This is a genomic window from Epilithonimonas mollis (assembly GCF_900142325.1).
Lineage (GTDB): Bacteria > Bacteroidota > Bacteroidia > Flavobacteriales > Weeksellaceae > Epilithonimonas > Epilithonimonas mollis.
The window spans coordinates 531,502-549,722 of sequence record NZ_FRAM01000002.1 but is presented as its reverse complement, the minus strand read 5'-3'; the positions used below and the strand labels follow the sequence as shown (position 1 = coordinate 549,722).

17 protein-coding genes and 1 riboswitch are annotated in these 18,221 nt (G+C 36.2%); of the genes, 12 read left to right on the top strand and 5 right to left on the bottom strand.

Annotation, left to right across the window (positions count from 1 at the left end; translation table 11 throughout):
- Nucleotides 1–238 precede the first annotated feature (238 nt).
- Entirely contained in the window at nucleotides 239–529 is a 291-nt protein-coding gene (locus tag BUA97_RS10045) for an HU family DNA-binding protein (protein WP_027383593.1), read from the bottom strand.
- Between the two features lie 47 nt (nucleotides 530–576).
- On the opposite strand from BUA97_RS10045, the gene mutY reads away from it, so the two are divergent.
- On the top strand, nucleotides 577–1,614 hold the full coding sequence (gene mutY, locus BUA97_RS10040; protein ID WP_072997703.1) for an A/G-specific adenine glycosylase: 1,038 nt from the start codon (nucleotides 577–579) through the stop codon (nucleotides 1,612–1,614).
- Here mutY and BUA97_RS10035 read toward each other — a convergent pair.
- Nucleotides 1,611–3,077 carry a tetratricopeptide repeat protein gene (locus tag BUA97_RS10035; RefSeq protein ID WP_175546193.1) on the bottom strand — a complete coding sequence of 489 codons (1,467 nt, stop codon included), beginning with the start codon at nucleotides 3,075–3,077 and terminating at the stop codon, nucleotides 1,611–1,613. The two genes, mutY and BUA97_RS10035, sit on opposite strands and share 4 nt — an antisense overlap.
- Before the next feature lie 290 nt (nucleotides 3,078–3,367).
- On the opposite strand from BUA97_RS10035, the gene BUA97_RS10030 reads away from it, so the two are divergent.
- The 9 genes from BUA97_RS10030 to rimM all read left to right on the top strand — a co-directional run bounded on the left by BUA97_RS10030 (nucleotide 3,368) and on the right by rimM (nucleotide 13,490).
- Nucleotides 3,368–5,554: a T9SS type A sorting domain-containing protein gene (locus BUA97_RS10030; protein ID WP_084081304.1), complete on the top strand. Its 2,187-nt coding sequence runs from the start codon at nucleotides 3,368–3,370 to the stop codon at nucleotides 5,552–5,554.
- A gap of 90 nt (nucleotides 5,555–5,644) precedes the next feature.
- Nucleotides 5,645–5,838: riboswitch (cobalamin riboswitch) on the top strand.
- Nucleotides 5,839–5,863: 25 nt separating this feature from the next.
- Complete coding sequence (locus tag BUA97_RS10025) at nucleotides 5,864–7,678, top strand: TonB-dependent receptor plug domain-containing protein (RefSeq protein ID WP_072997700.1); 1,815 nt, start codon at nucleotides 5,864–5,866, stop codon at nucleotides 7,676–7,678.
- 15 nt (nucleotides 7,679–7,693) lie between these two features.
- Nucleotides 7,694–8,722, top strand: coding sequence for a DUF5074 domain-containing protein (locus BUA97_RS10020; protein WP_072997699.1), 1,029 nt, complete (start codon nucleotides 7,694–7,696; stop codon nucleotides 8,720–8,722).
- A 130-nt stretch (nucleotides 8,723–8,852) separates the two neighbouring features.
- Nucleotides 8,853–10,112: an NAD(P)/FAD-dependent oxidoreductase gene (locus BUA97_RS10015; protein WP_072997698.1), complete on the top strand. Its 1,260-nt coding sequence runs from the start codon at nucleotides 8,853–8,855 to the stop codon at nucleotides 10,110–10,112.
- Nucleotides 10,113–10,169: 57 nt separating this feature from the next.
- Complete coding sequence (gene trmD, locus BUA97_RS10010) at nucleotides 10,170–10,844, top strand: tRNA (guanosine(37)-N1)-methyltransferase TrmD (RefSeq protein ID WP_072997697.1); 675 nt, start codon at nucleotides 10,170–10,172, stop codon at nucleotides 10,842–10,844.
- 86 nt (nucleotides 10,845–10,930) lie between these two features.
- On the top strand, nucleotides 10,931–11,380 hold the full coding sequence (locus BUA97_RS10005; protein WP_072997696.1) for a GreA/GreB family elongation factor: 450 nt from the start codon (nucleotides 10,931–10,933) through the stop codon (nucleotides 11,378–11,380).
- Nucleotides 11,381–11,456: 76 nt separating this feature from the next.
- A complete protein-coding gene (locus BUA97_RS10000) occupies nucleotides 11,457–11,969 on the top strand; it encodes a nitroreductase family protein (RefSeq protein ID WP_072997695.1) in 513 nt (170 codons plus the stop codon).
- A 301-nt stretch (nucleotides 11,970–12,270) separates the two neighbouring features.
- On the top strand, nucleotides 12,271–12,846 hold the full coding sequence (locus BUA97_RS09995; RefSeq protein WP_072997694.1) for a 30S ribosomal protein S16: 576 nt from the start codon (nucleotides 12,271–12,273) through the stop codon (nucleotides 12,844–12,846).
- Nucleotides 12,847–12,947: 101 nt separating this feature from the next.
- Nucleotides 12,948–13,490, top strand: coding sequence for a ribosome maturation factor RimM (gene rimM / locus BUA97_RS09990; protein WP_072997693.1), 543 nt, complete (start codon nucleotides 12,948–12,950; stop codon nucleotides 13,488–13,490).
- 4 nt (nucleotides 13,491–13,494) lie between these two features.
- Here rimM and BUA97_RS09985 read toward each other — a convergent pair whose 3' ends face one another.
- The 3 genes from BUA97_RS09985 to BUA97_RS09975 form a co-directional block, all read right to left on the bottom strand.
- Nucleotides 13,495–15,141 (bottom strand): serine hydrolase domain-containing protein, encoded by a 1,647-nt coding sequence (locus BUA97_RS09985; protein WP_072997692.1) that lies wholly within the window; start codon nucleotides 15,139–15,141, stop codon nucleotides 13,495–13,497.
- A gap of 64 nt (nucleotides 15,142–15,205) precedes the next feature.
- Nucleotides 15,206–16,006, bottom strand: a complete 801-nt coding sequence (locus tag BUA97_RS09980) for a helix-turn-helix domain-containing protein (protein WP_072997691.1) — start codon at nucleotides 16,004–16,006, stop codon at nucleotides 15,206–15,208.
- A complete protein-coding gene (locus tag BUA97_RS09975) occupies nucleotides 16,006–16,932 on the bottom strand; it encodes a transcriptional regulator (RefSeq protein WP_072997690.1) in 927 nt (308 codons plus the stop codon). Before BUA97_RS09975 ends, BUA97_RS09980 begins: the two co-directional genes overlap by 1 nt.
- A gap of 103 nt (nucleotides 16,933–17,035) precedes the next feature.
- On the opposite strand from BUA97_RS09975, the gene BUA97_RS09970 reads away from it, so the two are divergent.
- Both BUA97_RS09970 and BUA97_RS09965 read left to right on the top strand, forming a co-directional pair.
- Nucleotides 17,036–17,596: a hypothetical protein gene (locus BUA97_RS09970; protein ID WP_245795877.1), complete on the top strand. Its 561-nt coding sequence runs from the start codon at nucleotides 17,036–17,038 to the stop codon at nucleotides 17,594–17,596.
- 7 nt (nucleotides 17,597–17,603) lie between these two features.
- Complete coding sequence (locus tag BUA97_RS09965) at nucleotides 17,604–18,203, top strand: CDP-alcohol phosphatidyltransferase family protein (RefSeq protein WP_072997689.1); 600 nt, start codon at nucleotides 17,604–17,606, stop codon at nucleotides 18,201–18,203.
- Nucleotides 18,204–18,221 lie beyond the last annotated feature (18 nt).

The following is an 18,221-nucleotide window of genomic DNA, read 5'->3' as shown; positions in this document are numbered from 1 at the left end:
AACTTCATAAAAAGGTTTTATTAAAATTAGGTTGTAAATATAAAACAAAAATATAGCTGGCAAACTGCCAACTATATTTAATATGTATAAGACTCAAAAAGGCTAAATTATTTTTTCTTTTTGTGTCTGTTTGCTCTTCTTCTTTTCTTTCTTTTGTGGGTTGCTACCTTGTGTCTTTTTCTTTTCTTTCCGCTTGGCATAATTTATATTTTTTTATACTGTTAATATTCAAATTTAATTATTTCACTGCAACTTTGGTCTTCACTTTCTCCACAAAAGTTTTTGAAGGTTTGAAAGCAGGGATGTTGTGAGCAGGGATTTCTATCGCCGTATTCTTAGAAATATTTCTACCTGTTTTAGCCGCTCTTGTTTTGATAATAAAAGAACCGAATCCTCTCAGATAAACATTATCTCCATTGTACATAGAGGTTCTGATTTCCTGCATAAAAGCTTCGATAACTTTCTGTGTATCATTCTTTTCTACTCCCAGCTTGTTCGAGATGGTATTTACCAATTCTGCCTTTGTCATTTTCTAAAATTCTTTATATTTTTGGTGTGCAAATATAAGATATATTTTTGAAAACAAACAAACAAAATGCTGATTTTCTTCACATTGGAAAAAAGCTTACAAAGTGGTATGATACTAATGCCAGACAACTTCCGTGGAGAGAAAACAGGAATCCTTATAATATATGGATCAGCGAGATTGTCTTACAGCAAACTCAGGTAAAACAAGGTCTTGGCCATTATCTCCGTTTTATTGAAAGATTTCCCACGGTAAAAGAACTGCATCAGGCTTCGGAAGATGAAGTTTTATTATACTGGAAAGGGCTTGGTTATTATTCCAGAGCGATTAATCTGCACAAAGCTTCTCATCAGATCGTAGCAGAATTCAACGGCGCATTTCCGAATCATTACAATGATATTCTTAAACTTAAAGGCATCGGAAAATACACTGCTGCTGCGATTGCAAGCATTTGTTTTGAAGAAAAAATCCCAGCTGTTGACGGTAATTTTTACAGAGTTCTGTCCAGGATTTTTGCTGATGACTTTGACATCTCTGGTTCTAAAGCATTCCAATATTTCTCGGATTTAGCTTTACGAATGATGCCTGATAAAAAACCGGGCGAATTCAATCAGGCGATCATGGATATCGGTTCGGAAATCTGCAGGCCGAAAAATCCGCTTTGTCTTTTCTGTCCCGTCAATGAAGATTGCATCGCTTTCCAGACCGGAAGAATTGCCGAATTTCCAGTGAAAACTAAAAAGACAAAAGTATCAGATCTGAGTCTTAAATATTTTTTTGTGAAGCATAAAAATCAGTTCCTCATCAAACAAAGAGGCAATGACTTCATCTGGAAAAAACTGTACGAGTTTCCAACTTCGGTTCCTGAAAAATGGAACGATTATATCATCAATTCAAAAATCATCAGCCATAAACTGACCCATAAAAACCTTTCAATTGAAATTAATGTTGTCGAAATCGATTCGGAAAAAGAATTTGAAACATTTGAAAAAGAAAATAATTTTCTGAGTGTGGGTAAAACTGAAGCTGATGAAAAATCCTTCCCGAAACCATTGCAGACATTTTATGAATCGCTCTTTCAAAATTAAAACCGAATCAGAAAATTACTGATACTCTGAGATTCTTCGAGTCCGAGCTTTTTTCTCAGCCTTGATCTCGCAACAACAATACTGTGGGGACTTTGTTTGGTTATCGCTGAGATTTCTTTGGATGAGAGATTTTGCCTTAGAAATACACAAAGCCGGAGTTCATTTTTGGTAAGTGATGGGAATTTTTCAAGTAATTTTTTGTAGAAATCTTCATCAGTTTCTATAAAAAGCTTGTCAAATTCAGAATTATTGAGCGCCTGCGAACCTTTTTTGAAATCCATGATGATTCTTGATATCACCTTACGGTCGTCTTCATATTTCGGATCCATTTCTTTAAGTTCCTTTTGTGTGGTCTGGAAAATCTCGGAAGCCTGCATCATTTTCACGGCATTGTTTGCCAGTTCCTTATTTTTCTCCTCCAGTTTTTTGGAGAGCAGTTTATTTTCTGCTGCTTTCTTCTCTGATTTGCTCTTCTGAAGTTTGAACATCAGGAAAACAATCACGGAAAATAACAATAACAGAACGATCCCGGAAATAAAATACCGTTCTCTTCTTTTCTGCTGCTGAAGCAATTCTTTCTGCTTATTTTTCTCTTCAAATTCTGACTCCAACCTGGAGACCTTCTTCGCATTTTCTTTGTTTATGGTAGCTTCCGACAAAGATTTGGCAATATGCAGATAATACAGTGCGTTTTTATAATCATTTTGTTTTTCAAAATAAGATACCAGCTTTTCCGAGGATGCTAATTTGATATCAGAAAAATCACTTCTGTTAGCAATATTGAAAGCATTGGAAAGATAATAATAGGCCGAATCTTTGCGGCCAGGCTGCGAAAGATAAACATTTCCAATGTCCGTATAAAGACTCGCCTGGTCATAATCTGACCTGATTTTTTTTGCAAGACGGATTCCTTCTGACAGATTAGAAATTGCCAGATCAGACTCTTTTAATTTGACATTAACACCTGCTATATTTTCATAAGCAATGATAATATTGAAAGTATCCTTCAGAATCTCATTCCGTTTTTTGAATTCTTTCAGCATTTCAAGAGCTCTGGCATAGTTGCCATGTTCTTTCTCCAAAACTGCAAGATTATTGTATATCAGTGAACCTTCAACGTTCTGGCTGGCTTTATTGGACTCAAATTTCTTAAGCGCCAGTTCCCAAAAATGACGGGCTTTTTTGTAATTGCCCATAAAATAGTAGCAGCCTCCAATATTATTGAGTATTGAAAAAGAACGGTTTGATTTCTTTTCATTTTTGATTTCCAGAGCTTTGTAATAATAGCTGAGCGCAAGATAATACGATTCCTGATCTTTGTAGCAGTTACCGGCTGTCACATAGAGTTCAACACGGGTTGAGTCTGCTATTTCTTTTTCAAAACGAAGTGCTTCCTGTATATAGCTCATCGATTTTATCCTGTTATTATTATTACCTCTGATCAGATTGATCAGACGTTTCACATATGCGTCAGAATTTTTCTGGCTATCCTGAGCATAAAAGCAGACGTTTAAAAAGATAAAAAATACAGCTAAAACATTGCGCATAACTAGAAGTAATGATCAAATTTAGGATTATTTTTCTATTAAATTAAAATAAGATTTTAACCAACTGACAATCAAATATTTAAATAAATTGTATATAAAATGTTACTTAATTATAAAGTGAGTATTCATAATGTTACTATCCAAAAAATTGAAAACTTCACACTTACTTGTAACATTGTATCAATTAATCATAAAAAATTAAATAAATGAATGTAAAATTACTATTACGAAGCTTGATGTTATTATTTTTCGGGCTTTGGAACGCACAGCAAATCACATTAGACACTTCTTTGGTATCTGACACATCAGGAACCATTGATGAATGGTGGTACTGGTCAGGAGGTTTTCCTGTATTGGGAACGGGATTCACCCCGAATTCTAAAGTAACGGTTTTTGCAACTGATCCAAGCGGAAAAAGGTGGAGAGATTTTGAAGGAACTGCAGACAGTGAAGGAAAATTTTCTATTCAGATCAGTGCCAAAAAGTATAAGTCAATACTGGGAACACACATTGTGAAAGCCACGGATAACAATGGAAAAACAGCCAATGCAAATCTGACTGTTAAAAAAAGTGACAATGACATCATACCTGTCAGTACTAACTTCAAGCAATTGAAAATGAGTCAATTCTTTAGCTTCGGGCTAACAGTTCACGCTAGTAATATAGAACCTAATGCACAAGTTATCGTTCATCTTTTTTCTCCTAATGAATCTGGCTCTGCAATCACAGGTCAATATTATGCAGATGAAAATGGAGAATTTACTATGACTTTTAATGGTAATACACCAACTTTTCCCTGGGGAGATACAATGCCCGATATTGCCGGGAAATGGAGAATTAATGTAGAGCAATTTCAAACCAATTATTATGGTGCTACAGAATTTACGATTCTCCCTGACAATCCGAATCCGCAATCCTATGACCCAATCAATAAAGTGGATAATATGATACCTGCTACTCCGATCACCAGATTCGAAGTGAATGGTACAGGCTATAATACAGATCCGAACAGTTCTTCTTTTTATGAAGATATGAGTAACAAAGTATTCGATCTGCAGGCAGGCCAGACTTATAATGTCAAAATAAAAGGTAAAAACAGATCCAGTTTTGCTCCAGACACCTATACATTGTTTATAGACTGGAATCACAATGGCATTTTGGACGAGGATAACGAGATCACCAGCGAAGGTTATATTTTTGGATCTACTGGCGTTGATGACAAATTCACTGAATTTCCAATAACAATTCCTCAAAATGCCATCAACGGAAACACCAGAGTGCGGGTTCTGAAAATGCAATCTGTTTCAGCATATTCTATGTTCTGGCCAACAGGCGCATCAGGATATTACTACAATTCCGGACAGGCAGAAGACTACACATTTAATATCACTAATGGAATGGACAACCCTGGATGTGATTTCGCTTGTCCTGCAGATATCAATGCCAACACAAATCCTGGTGGAACGACTGCAAAAGTAACTTATGAACTTCCTTTCACTTGTTCCGGAAATTCTACCGCATCCTGCAGCATCAATTATCCAAGTAATAATTTTCAAAATTCAGTTAGCTTTAGTAATGTTTTGGTAGCAAATGATTTCATCGTGCCAGCCGGTCAGACAATGAAGGTGAATAAAATTGTGCCTAATTTTGTTAGATTTTCTTACGGCACAAACGTTTATATCTATAAAGACAACAATGGTCAGCCTGGCGAGCTTGTAAAATCTTTTGAAAATCTTACTTATGAATTTCAAAACCAGGTTGGAACTGCTTCTAACGGATTTGCAGTATATGAAGTTTCAATTAAATTACCTGAAACTGTAGAACTGCAAAGCGGAAAATATTGGGTGGCAATGCAAGCACAAGGACCTTTAGTTTCCTGGGAAGCTAAAACCTATGACGGCACAACTTCAAACACCTATATCTCCGGCAATAGTGGTAATAATTGGACAGTAAAAGATGGACTGGACGGTGTTTTCAAAGTTTATTATGAATGTGCTGCTCCAGCTCCGACAGTAGTCCTGGTTCAAGGTGCAGAGTCTGGCTCAGATTTTCCAATCGGTGATAATGTAATTGTTCATAATCTGGTAAAAGACGGTGTTATCATAGACACCTGTGTTTTCAACATCCACGTGAAAGAGGTATTGGCGACTACTGAAACTTCTAAAAGTATCGTGAAGATTTATCCAAATCCTGTTGATGATAAACTTACTATCGAGTCCGATCATAAAATAAGCAAAATTGAAGTTTTTGATATGTCCGGTAAAAAAGTAATGGAACAAGAAACAGATTCAAAATCTTCTGTTTTGAACACCATTAGATTACCAAAAGGAAATTACATCCTGAAGACCAATGACGGAAAAGCTAACAAATCTTTCAAAATCATGAAGAAGTAAATTCATCTTTTCATAATTATTTAGCAAGTGCTGCCTTTTTCAGGCAGCATTTTTTATTAAAAAAAGCTGACGATGGTATTCTAATTATACATATATTTGCAGCACTTTGGTTTCCGGATGTTTTGTCCGGGATTAAAAGGGAACGGAGTGCAATTCTCCGACTGTCCCCGCAACTGTAAATCGTAATTTGAGATTTTGTAATCTTTGCCATTGCTCGCCACAGGCGCGTGAGAAGGCGCAAAATCAGCGAAAGTCAGGAGACCTGCCAAGGATAATTTTTAAATCAATGCTTTCGGAGGAAAGGCAGGTATGAAGAAACTTTTTTTTGCACTTTTTTTCATTTTAAACGCAGGTCAATTTTCCGCCCAGGAAATTTTGATAGACACCTTATTCATTGATAATCAATTTAATAAAACATCTAAAACATCAAAGATCATTAGTGTTAATTCTGAGGAAATTCTGGAAAACGCCACTTCTCTGTCAGACTTATTACGATTTCAAAGTAATATTTATATCAAAGAGAACGGACGCGGCGCAACCTCATCGCCGTCATTCCGGGGAACAACAGCTTTCCAAACGGCATTTGTATGGAACGGGATCAATATCAATTCTATTTTTCTCGGTCAGGGCGACATTAACAATATGAATCCGCTAAGCTACGAGAGTATCGGCATCAAATTCGGCGGTGGCAGTGTAATCTATGGAAGCGGTGCGATTGGCGGCTCCATCCATCTCAACAATTCTTTGGATTTCAAAAGAGGTTTCAACGGTACTTTTTTTACTGAATATGCCTCATTTAACACCATTAATTCTTTGGTAAAAGCCAATTACAGCAATGAAAAATTCAGCTTCAACCTGAATATCAATCATTCCCAAAGTGATAATGACTATGAAGTTCCTGAAAAAAAATTCATTAACAGAAACGGAGCATATCAAAACACAAGTTTTAATCTTGGGTTAGCTTATAAAACCAATCCAAACAATGAGTTTTACTGGCAGAGCCAGCATTATGACAGTGATCAGCACTTCCCCGTTTTTTCCGAAAACCAGACCCGCACAAAATATCTTGTTCAGACCTTCCGGACTTTAGCCGGTTGGAAAGTCCGTTCCGAATCGTTAAAGAACAATTTCAAACTGGCTTATCTTGAAGATTACTTTCAGTATTTCGGCGATGTTGAAGATTCAAAAACCAACGGCGGAACCGGCAAACAATATATCGTTAAAAATGATCTTGATTTTGTGATTTCAAGAAGCACTTCCATTAATTTAATTTCGGAATACCAATACAACGAAGCTAAAGGTTTCGAGTCAGGAATCCAGTCACCAAAAAGGAATTTGGGAAGTTTTTCTTTGCTTTACAGAAAGCTGCAAACCAGAAAATTCTATTGGGAACTGGGCGCAAAACAGGAAATCGTTGAAGATTATAAAAGTCCTTTTCTTTTTTCCGCAAGTGCAAAATACGTCGCAACCAATTGGTATCAGACCACAATGAATATTTCAAAAAACTTTCGAGCTCCAACTTTCAATGATCTGTATTGGAAAGAAGGAGGCAATGCTGATCTGAAACCGGAAACCTCTCTGCAGGCAGAGATGTCGCACCGTTTCCGGTATAAAAATTTCGGGTTGGGAATCACGCCTTATTATATGCATATTATAGACAATATCACCTGGATTCCCGTGAATGGTGCTATCTGGTCTCCAATTAATATCAATAAAGTTGATGCGTACGGCCTGGAAACGGATTTGTCATTTGAAAAACAATTTGGAAAACACTTCGCAAGTAGCAAACTGTCTTATTCCTACACCAGATCTGTTAATCTGGAAACCCAGAGACAGATGAGATATGTCCCGACGCATCGTATCAACTTCAATGCAGATTATCAATATTCTTTTTTTGGTATTTTCGTTCAGGCTTTTTACAATGGGAAAACATACATTGACAGTATTGAAAAAGATTTTCTGAATGATTATCTGATTCTGAATTCGGGGATTAATTTTAAGATATTCAAAAACAACCGGATTGGTTTCCGGGTTAATAATATTACCAGTCAGGCTTATCAGGCAATGAATTATTATTACATGCCGAAAAGGAATTATGCTGTTAATCTGAAATTAAATTTTTAAAAAAATAATTATAAAATGAAATTCAACAAATTTTTGACAGGCCTATTGGCTTCAGCTCTTTTATTAGTAGCATCTTGTAATGACGACGAAGTCTTCGTAAACCAGGAGGAATCTTACAGCGGGATTCTTGTGAGCAATGAAGGTAACTATGGAACGCCAAGCGGAAGTGTTTCGTTTATAGCGAATGATCTTTCTTCCATTGAAAACGGAATCTTCAAAACTGTGAATAACGAAAACCTTGGTGATGTTGTGAATAATATCGGCTTCAGTGGTGATAAAGCTTACATCGTGGTTAACAACTCCAATAAAATAGAAGTGGTCAACCGATTCAGATTCAACAAAGAAACTACAATCACGGATAATATCAATCAGCCAAGATACATAGCTTTTTCCGGAAATCAGTTTTATGTGACCAACAGCAAGTTTAACACATTTGATTATGTTTCCGTTTACAATACTACAAATAATGCTTTTGTAAAGAAAATCACTTTTAATGATACAGTAGAAAGAATCGTTGCTGCAGGTAATAAAGTATTCGTTCAGCACGCTTCTTACGGGTTCGGAAACAGCATTTCTGTAATCAACAGTGCCAATGAAGTAGAAAAAACCATTACACTTCCGGCAGGGAACATCACTAAAACCGTAGCGTCTGACAATATGGTGTACAGCTTGGCTCCGGACGGAACAGACACTTATCTGTATCAGATCAACACGGCCGGAACAATCACAAAACAAATAAAATACGCAGGAATTACGAGTGGTGAAAACCTCAGCATTGAAAATAACAGAGTGGTTTTCAATTCCAAAGGAAATGTTTATGTAACAGATTTGTCCAATACGGTTACACCTTCTCCGGTATTTACAATCACACCTTTCGCTGATGCTTCAACGATATATGCAATGGAAGTGATTGATGGTAAAATCTTTATTTCTGATGTCAAAAATTATGTTGATGATTCTAAAGTATCAGTTTATACATTGACCGGAAATCTCCTTAAAACTTTTTCGGCAGGCAAAATTGCCGGAGGCTTTTATAAAAATTAATTTCATCATTTGTGTTTTTTGGTCCTGCAGGAATATTTCGGCAGGACTTTTTTTTATAAATTCGATTGAGCATAATATTTGTATCAGACTGAACACCAATAAAATCTTAAATTTGTAAAAAAAATTAGCAATGAGGGAAAAGATTGTCATCATCGGAGGCGGTTTCGCAGGTTTACAGCTTGCACGGAATCTTAATAATCTGGGAAAATACAAAGTTATGGTCATTGATAAGATGAACCATCATATGTTCCAGCCTTTATTCTATCAAGTTGCTACCGGAAGGATCGAACCTTCAAATATCTCCTTCCCTTTCAGAAAAATTTTTCAGAGATCCAAAAATATCCAGTTCAGAATGACTGAGATTAAGCAAATCATCCCATCTGAGAATAAAGTGATTGGTGAAGACGGTATTTTCACTTATGACAAGCTCGTGATCGCTACAGGCTGCAAAACCAATTTCTTCGGCAACCAGAAGATGCAGAATCTTGCCTTAGGAATGAAAAATACGCAGGAAGCAATCACGATCAGGAATCATATTCTGATGACATTTGAAAAAATGATTATCGAACGAAAATCAAGCGACGACGGGAACTGGAATCTTGTAATTGTTGGAAGCGGACCGACAGGTGTAGAACTAGCCGGCGCTTTCTCCGAAATGAAATCGAACATCCTCCCGAGAGATTATCCGAGGATGAATTTCTCTGACCTTAATATTGTCCTGATAAGTGCCGGTGAAAATCCGCTGGAAGCCATGAGCCCAGAATCTCAGGAAGCGGCAGAAAAATATCTGCTCCAGCTCGGCGTGATTTTTCTAAAAAACGAGCGAGTAACCGATTACGACGGAGAAGTGATCCGTATGCAAAGCGGAAACTCGATTCCGACAAACAATGTAATCTGGGCAGCGGGTGTTACTGGGAATATCATTGATGATTTCAACAAAGAAAATCTTGTGAGAAACCGGTACATTGTAAACCGTTATAATCAGGTGAAGGGTTTTGAAAACATCTTTGCGATCGGTGATATAGCTTATATGGAAACACCAAAATATCCGCTAGGTCATCCTCAGGTTGCAAATGTTGCCATCAATCAGGGTAAAAATCTGGCGAAAAACTTCAGGAAAAACTCGCCAAAAGACTGGACAGAGTATGAATATATCGACCGCGGATCTATGGCTACTATCGGGAAACACAGGGCCGTCGTCGATTTGCCTAAATTTAAATTTCAGGGATTTCTTGCTTGGTATTTCTGGATGTTCTTACATTTGATGCTGATTCTGAGCGTCAGAAACAAAATCGCAATTTTCTTCAACTGGATGTGGAGCTACATCAACAAAGACTCTTCTCTCCGGCTGATTATTGCACCATCAAATAAAAACCCTACAGAACAGTAATATAAATGATAATTTGATTACACTTTACCATTTACATTTCATCATTTATAAAAAGATATGAGAATCGATATCATCAGCGTACTTCCTGAGCTTATGGAAAGTCCTTTCAAAACATCCATCTTAAAACGTGCTGTGGAAAAAGGATTAGCAGAAGTTCATTTTCACAATATAAGAGACTGGAGCATTGGCAAACACCGCCAGATCGATGATGAGCCTTATGGCGGCGGCGCAGGGATGATCATGATGGTGGAACCTTTGGACAAGTGCATTTCTGAACTCAAATCCCAGCGCGATTATGACGAAATCATCTATCTCACTCCCGATGGAGAAACCTTAAACCAAAGAATCGCCAATACGCTTTCTATCAGGAAAAATCTGATTTTTCTTTGCGGACATTACAAAGGTATCGACCAGAGAGTGCGCGATCTGCATATCACCAAAGAAATTTCCATCGGCGATTATGTATTAACAGGCGGAGAATTAGCGGCCTGTGTTTTGGCAGATTCTGTCATCCGGCTTTTACCCGGTGTTCTGAATGATGAGCAAAGTGCACTGACAGACAGTTTCCAGGATGATCTCTTATCCTATCCTATCTACACCAGACCGGAAACCTACAAGGGTTTATCAGTTCCTAAAATCTTACTGAGTGGCAACTTTGCAGCGATTGAAGAATGGCAGCACGATGAAGCAGTCAGAATAACGAAAGAACGCCGGCCTGACCTTTTGGAATAATGAATGTTAAATATCCATATAACCTTTCCCATCAGAAAGGTTTTTGTTTATTTTAAAATTAATTATCTTTATTTAAAATTGGATGCATGCAGAAGACGACATATAACAAGACCAGCTTACGGAACTTTGTAAATGACACCATAAACGGCAAAATAAAAACCCTTGATTTCTACCTGAACTTTTCTCTGGAAGCCAGCCGGGACATCAAGAAAACTTCAAAATACGACTCTATAAGAGAAGAGATACAGGAGGAGATTTATCATCTGGATAAACAAATGGTGTCACTGAAAACAATGCAGAAACAAATGAAAAAAGTCCTGAATTCTGCTTCCGATGTTGTAAAACTCGGTTCATTGGTGATTACGAATAAAGCCCGTTTTTATATTTCTGTTTCTCTGGGCGAATTTTTCTTTGAGAATGACCGCTTCTATGCCATTTCTCCGGAAAGTCCGATGGCACAGATCATGACCGGCAAAAAAGTCGGGGACGATTTTACCCTTAATAATATCCACCAGGAGATTGTTGAGATAATTTAAAAACTGGGTGCAGGAAGTATCATTCTAATACTTATTCATGTTTCTTTAATTGTCTTGATTCTTGTATCTTTGGAATATGGAACAAGCAACAATTCTCAAGCAAATCATAGAACAACGCAGAAGCATCTTCCCAAAAGATTACTCGGACAAAGAAATCCCACAGTCTATTCTCGACGAAATTCTAAGCAATGCTGTTCTGGCTCCGAATCATAAACGTACAAAACCTTGGCGTTTCAGAGTTTTCAAAGGCGAAGAAAAACAAAATCTTGGACAGGAACTTCAGAATATTTATAAAGAAGTTACACCAGAATTCCAGTTTTTGCAAAAGAAATATGATGATATTGGCTTTAAAATTTCGAAAGCGAATGCTGTGATCTCCATCGTGGTAGAATTCAGTGGATTGGTTCCTGAATGGGAAGAGATTGCTGCAACAGCCATGGCTGTACAAAACATGTATCTTACCTGTACTGCGAACAAAACAGGTTGTTATTGGAGCTCTCCGAAGCTGGTCAATCATCTGAAAGATTCTCTGAAAATTGAAGAAAACCAGCAGTGTCTGGGTCTGTTTTATCTTGGAAGCCTTGATTAATTCTGAAGATTTATATTTGAGTTTAACCGTCTGTTTATCACAAAAGCCATAGCCCTGATTGCAGCGGCATCCTTTTTTGTCATGATGACCAAAGCTTCTTATAAAATCCCTGACAATATCTGCAATGACAAAAAAGATACAGCGGAAAGCAGGTTCCCGGCTCCTGAAAATTCAGAATATTTAAAATTCAAATATCTAACACATAAATAATTTGAATCAGAAAGAATGGTGATCGGAATTTTTTCATATCTTTGCAAACTCAAACATTTAACCGGGACGTGTTCCCAAAATTTTTAAATTTATGTCAGTAAAAATCAGATTACAAAGACACGGATCAAAAGGCAAGCCTTTTTTCCACATCGTAGTTGCGGATTCAAGATCCAGAAGAGATGGTAGATTCATCGAAAAGTTAGGAACTTACAACCCAATTACAAACCCTGCTACAATCGACTTAAATGTTGATTCTGCCGTAAAGTGGCTTAATAACGGTGCTCAGCCAACTGACACTGCAAGAGCAATTCTTTCTTACAAAGGTGCGCTTTACAAAAAACACCTTCAAGGTGGTGTTGCTAAAGGTGCTTTTGACGAAGCTGAAGCTGAGAAGAGATTTGCGGCTTGGGTTGAGGCTAAAGATGCTAAAGTTCAAGGAAAAGTTGAAGGTTTATCTACTGCTAAAGCTGACGCTAAAAAAGCGGCTCTGGATGCTGAAGTTAAAGTAAACCAAGCAAGAATTGATGCTGCTGCTAAAGCTGAGGCTGATGCAAAAGCTGCTGAAGAAGCTGCTAATGCTCCTGCTGAGGAAGTTGCAACAGAAGAAGCTCCTGCCGCTGAAGAACCAACTGCTGAAGCAGAAGGAACTGAAGAGACTAAGGCTTAATTCTTTAAAAAGATACAATAATAAAGACACGATATTTTCGTGTCTTTGTTATTAATAACCAACTCAGTTTTGAAACGTTGAAGGTTTCGTATATTTGCAAAATGAAAAAAGAAGATTGCTACTTTCTGGGAACGATTACCAGAACACATGGATTACAGGGAAATGTCATCCTGAAACTGGACACGGATCAACCTGAAATGTATGACAAACTGACTTCCATTTTTTTAGAAATCAATGGACTGCTGGTACCTTTTTTTGTAGAAAAACAATCCTGGTCCAAAGCGGATACGAAAATCATTACTTTCAAAAATTCTTCAGAAGCTTTGGTGAACCAGTCTATCGGGAAAGGCGTTTATCTTCCGCTTTCTACACTTCCTCCACTGACAGGAAAAAAATTCTATTACCATGAAGTGATTGGTTTCGAAATCCGTGAAGAAGATGGAAAAACCTGCGGAACCATAGTCGCTATCAATGACATGACGGCTCAGAATTATTTCATTCTTGATCTTGCCGGCAAAGAAATCATCATTCCGCTGATCAGAGACTGGATCCTGGAAGTGAACCGTGAAGAAAGATTCATCAAAATGTTTTTACCGGAAGGTTTGATGGACGTTTTCCTTATTCCTTCTAAAAAGGACGAGTAAAAAATCACTCATTCAAAACAGAAGGAAGTAAATATTCCTGGACGATCCTATCAACCTGCGAATGCGCATAAGGCCTGTTATAAGCTTTTGCTGTGATGACGATAACCAAAGGAATTTCTTTAAAAATGATGATTTTGTTTCCACCGTTTCCGCTGGATTGATATGATTCAAAATTTTTGTTTCCGACTTTATAGACTTTTCTCCAGAACAAATAACCGTAACCTTCTGATTCTTTATTGTCAGAAAAATAATTGGTGAAAGTTTTTTGAATCCAGGTTTTGTCCAGAATCTGCTTACCCTTCCAGATTCCATTATTTTTATAAAGCTGTCCGAATTTGGCAAAATCCAAAGCTCGCATTCGTAATCCGCCAGCTAAAGAAGGTTTTTGCTGAGGCGTGAATTGCCATTTGTAATTCGTAATTCCCATTGGTTGAAATAATTTTTTGTCCGCATAATCCTTCAAACCTTTCGGAACAGATTTGTCCAGAATATCTCCGGTTACCACAACGCCGGCTGTGAAGTAATTCCAGTTCTTTCCGATTTTGTTCCCGGTCATTGGCAAATCCAAAGTAAATTTCACCCAATTATCCGTTGGATACATATTTTCTTCATTTCCAGCAGAATCGTAATCCGCATCATTACCATCAAAAGCAGAACTCATTGTGAGCAAACTTTTGAGTGTGACGCTATCTTTTTTCGAAGAATAATTTTTAAATTGTTTCAAACCATAGAAATCTTTCAGAGTTTGATTTTCATTTTTGATATATCCATTTTTGATTGCAATTCCCATCAAAGCTGAAGAAAAGGATTTTCCGACCGAACGTGTATCATTCAGGCTATCTCTTCCGTAACCATTAAAATATTCTTCCAACAACAATTTTTCATCTTTAATCACAACAATTCCCGTAATTTCCCTGAATCTGTTTTCAGCAATTTTTTGATTGAGAAGTCTGATTTTTTCTTGGTCGATTTTCTCATCAGAAATTTTCCAGCCACTATTTGGTTTGATTTTTTGAACTGCAATCTGTTCATCAGAAACATCCTTTTTCGGAACAATTAATTGGATTTCGCCGGATGCAATTACGTTCCCAACTTTCAAATTAAGAGTTTTAAGATAAGGTTTGATTTCGATTTTCAAAATATGATTTCCGACTTCTAAAGCGTCCATTCCACCGTTTGCGAAGAAAAATCTCATCCAAAGATATCGTCCCCAGGAATCTTCATTTTGTGTATTCAGAAACGGAATTCTAAAATTGGTTCTGACTTTTTTATCTTCCACCTTTCCTGCTCCGGAATTCAGGTTTTCGGTATACATCAATTTTCCGTCAACATAGAAATTGAATTGGTAATTTCCTTTTTTAAGCAACTCATCAACAGTCAAAGAATCATCAAGCTGATGAAGATAATTGACCAAAGAATTATCAAGAAAAACTCTGATATCAAAATCTTTATCTTCCCGAAAAGTCATTGTTTTAAGAAAATCAGATTCCTGCAGATTGTCAATTGAAATTATTTTATCTAAAAACAGAATTTGATTCAAATGCTTTTTCTGAATGGAATTTTCGATTTTTTCAGGTTCGACTATATTTTTAGTTTGACTTTGAGAAAATCCGAATATGAAAATTAAGAGAATAAAAAAAATTGATTTCATTGTAAATTTTATCTGACAAAATTAGGCCTTGACTTTCGGAAAAAATAGAATGAAATTAACATCGCTACTTTTTCATAATATTTTTATACTTCAAAGGTGTAATCCCCATATTTTTTTTGAAACACCGGATAAAATGACTTTGGTCTGCAAACCCACATTCCAAGGCTACTTCGGAAAGAGAATCATTTTGACTGAGAAGAATCAATGATTTTTCAACTTTCAGTTTTCTGATATATTCACCCAGATTGCATTGAAAATACTTCTGAAAATCACGGCTGAGATGCATCGGATGAATGTTCAGAGTTTTAGAAAGTTCTGTCAGATTTAACTTTTCTGTAAAACTCTCGTGAAGAATTTCATCAATCTGATTGACCCAAACTGGTTTCTTTTCTGAAGATTGTCTTTGATTGGATAACTGACTGAAAAGATTTAACAAAATCTGATTAATACTCAATTCAAAAGCTTTATCAGTCAATTTTGATTCTTTGAAAATATTGTAAATCAATAATTTGGAAGCCGGTTTTCTGATATTGAAACTTCCTTCCACATCCTTTGAAAGCTGAAATTTCTCAAACCACTCTTCCGTGATTTCGATATGAAAACCCCGTGTGAAAATATCCGGTTTTATGTTGTAATGCGCATCTTCCCAATGATGATACAGCAAAGTTCCGGCAGAACAATCGTAGATTTCCTTCTTGTTCCCTTCCGTCATATTTCCCTGCAAAAGAAACGTAAAATATGGATTTTCGTGGTAATGCCAATCGACGTAAGGATGCGTGTATTCTGTATCCGTAATGGTCAATCCATCAAAGCTGAGCTTCTCATTGGTCTGCCCGAAAAATTCGCCATTACGCAGGTTTTTCATTATAATTTCAGTTTTAAATCCTCAACTTGTCGATACATTCTATTGAAAAACAATTTTCTATCTCTGTTTCCGGCAGTGTTCAGAGATTTACAATTTTTGATTTGATGTTCAAAATAATTCAGCGTTTCCTTACAGGTTTTTGTATCATTGGTCAACAGATAACCAAACATATTGCAGGGAATCGCTAAAGTCGATTGTGAACCATTTGAGATAAAAATATCATTGGAAAGATGGACCAGCTCGTTCTGATAGATCTGAAAATGCGGATTGGTCTCGGTTTTATTTTCGATATATTGAATCAAATTTTCCAATTCTTCTAATATCAAAACAGCATCATTTTTCCTTAGTAGTCCGATTTCAAAATAGAATGAAATCTGCAACAGAATGCTGGAAATCGTCATATCATTCCACAATTCTTTTACATTTTGACTTTCATAAATCTCTCTCAGAATTTGAGTTTTTGAATTAAACGGCTCGGGTTGAAAATCCTGAAATGGAATAAAAACCTGTTTTGAGTTCAAAAGATTCATCCAGACATAGATTTTGAATCTCGACAAAGGCGTATCCGAAAGTGTATAAAAAAACGGAATATCCTTCGCAGAATAATAAATCACAGAATTTTCCGAAAACTGAATGGAACTCAAAATATCCAAAGTATTGTCAAAAAACGAATGTAAATCTTCGGTTTTGTTAACCGCTTTTGTCTTCTTTACCAAAAGATTATCAGTATTTTCTAAAAATCTATCCAAAGAAATGTTATAGAACTTGGCGAGTTGCAGACTTTCTTCCAAAGAAAATTTAGATTTCATAGATGTTCTTCTGTGCGCTGCGTCATAACTTATGTTGAGGACATTTGCCAACTCGTCATTCAGAGATTTGTCCCCGATTTTGTTTCTGATTTCTCTCAATAAAAGTTCCTGATACACTTTTTGCGATTTTCACAAATTTAGAAAAAATATTAATTCTTTTCCGCATTGAGAAACTTTGATTTCAGAAATAATTTTGATGTATAATTTAAAAATCAAGAAAATGAAAAAATTGAGTTTAATGCTTTTAGCATTGGTTTTAACGATTAATTCTTGCGCAAGTTTCAGTAGAAAAATGGTTAAGAATGATTTATCTGTTCTCAAAAAAGAAAATATTTCTATGATTGATGGTGAATACGAATTTAATGGTTATGAGCATATTAATGCTTCCAATAAACATTCAGATAAAATCAGAAATATTGCTTCAATGCTGGATTTTAAAAACTTTAATGATTGTGACAAATTCATTATAAAAGCTACGAATCTGAAAAGAAAAAAATATGAAATACAATTTAAATTTTTAAAAGATGATACCTTGAAACATACTTTTAGTTACAAGGCAAATCTTAAAAACGGATTGCTCTTGCTGGACAATTACTCTTCGAAATGTCACGGAATACCTTATTTATTAGGTGGCTGTATAAGTTTCCAAAGTAGGATTGGTTTAACGAAGGACAACAATTTTTTAATTCAGGACTATTATGAAAACAGTGGCGCTTTTTTATTAATTATTGGCGCTGGTTATGCCATTAATTATGCCGAAAAATATAAAAAATTAAATTAAACTATCCATGAAAACAATTCCCTATTTATTAATCCTTTTAAGATTTATCTCAGCAATGGCCATTTTATATTCAGGATATTTTGTCGGAGAAAAATCAAGAATGAGCATTGTAATCTTGATGTATTTCGGATTATTAACCGATATTTTTGACGGAATCATCGCACGGAAAGTCGGCGTTTCATCCGAAAAACTGAGAAGACTGGACAGTCAAACCGATTTGGTATTTTGGCTATCAATCGGATTCGCTACTTATTGGCTGAATCCGGAAATCATCAAAGATCACTGGAAAGGCATTACTGTGATATTCGGAATGGAAGTTTCGTGTTACATCATCAGTTTTTGGAAATTCGGGAAAGAAACCTGCACGCACGCCTGGATTTCTAAATTCTGGGGATTGAGTTTATTATTAGCTTTTACATTTTTGATAGGTTTCGGGACAGCAAACTGGACATTTTATTTATGTCTGATTCTTGGCTTTATTTCACATATCGATGTGATTATGATCATTCTGATTTTACCGAAATGGCAATTTGATGTTCCGAGTTCATACCACGCCTGGAAAATCCGCAAGGGAAAAACCATTAAAAAATCTGTAATATTGAATTAAAGTCAACAATCTTTGGGA

What these genes read in the sequence shown, in the direction of transcription:
- BUA97_RS10045 (WP_027383593.1), bottom strand. Translation starts at nt 529, where the DNA reads ATGACAAAGGCAGAATTGGTAAATACCATCTCGAACAAGCTGGGAGTA.
- BUA97_RS10030 (WP_084081304.1), top strand. Translation starts at nt 3,368, where the DNA reads ATGAATGTAAAATTACTATTACGAAGCTTGATGTTATTATTTTTCGGG.
- BUA97_RS10025 (WP_072997700.1), top strand. Translation starts at nt 5,864, where the DNA reads ATGAAGAAACTTTTTTTTGCACTTTTTTTCATTTTAAACGCAGGTCAA.
- BUA97_RS10020 (WP_072997699.1), top strand. Translation starts at nt 7,694, where the DNA reads ATGAAATTCAACAAATTTTTGACAGGCCTATTGGCTTCAGCTCTTTTA.
- BUA97_RS10015 (WP_072997698.1), top strand. Translation starts at nt 8,853, where the DNA reads ATGAGGGAAAAGATTGTCATCATCGGAGGCGGTTTCGCAGGTTTACAG.
- trmD (WP_072997697.1), top strand. Translation starts at nt 10,170, where the DNA reads ATGAGAATCGATATCATCAGCGTACTTCCTGAGCTTATGGAAAGTCCT.
- BUA97_RS10005 (WP_072997696.1), top strand. Translation starts at nt 10,931, where the DNA reads ATGCAGAAGACGACATATAACAAGACCAGCTTACGGAACTTTGTAAAT.
- BUA97_RS10000 (WP_072997695.1), top strand. Translation starts at nt 11,457, where the DNA reads ATGGAACAAGCAACAATTCTCAAGCAAATCATAGAACAACGCAGAAGC.
- BUA97_RS09995 (WP_072997694.1), top strand. Translation starts at nt 12,271, where the DNA reads ATGTCAGTAAAAATCAGATTACAAAGACACGGATCAAAAGGCAAGCCT.
- rimM (WP_072997693.1), top strand. Translation starts at nt 12,948, where the DNA reads ATGAAAAAAGAAGATTGCTACTTTCTGGGAACGATTACCAGAACACAT.
- BUA97_RS09985 (WP_072997692.1), bottom strand. Translation starts at nt 15,141, where the DNA reads ATGAAATCAATTTTTTTTATTCTCTTAATTTTCATATTCGGATTTTCT.
- BUA97_RS09980 (WP_072997691.1), bottom strand. Translation starts at nt 16,006, where the DNA reads ATGAAAAACCTGCGTAATGGCGAATTTTTCGGGCAGACCAATGAGAAG.
- BUA97_RS09970 (WP_245795877.1), top strand. Translation starts at nt 17,036, where the DNA reads ATGAAAAAATTGAGTTTAATGCTTTTAGCATTGGTTTTAACGATTAAT.
- BUA97_RS09965 (WP_072997689.1), top strand. Translation starts at nt 17,604, where the DNA reads ATGAAAACAATTCCCTATTTATTAATCCTTTTAAGATTTATCTCAGCA.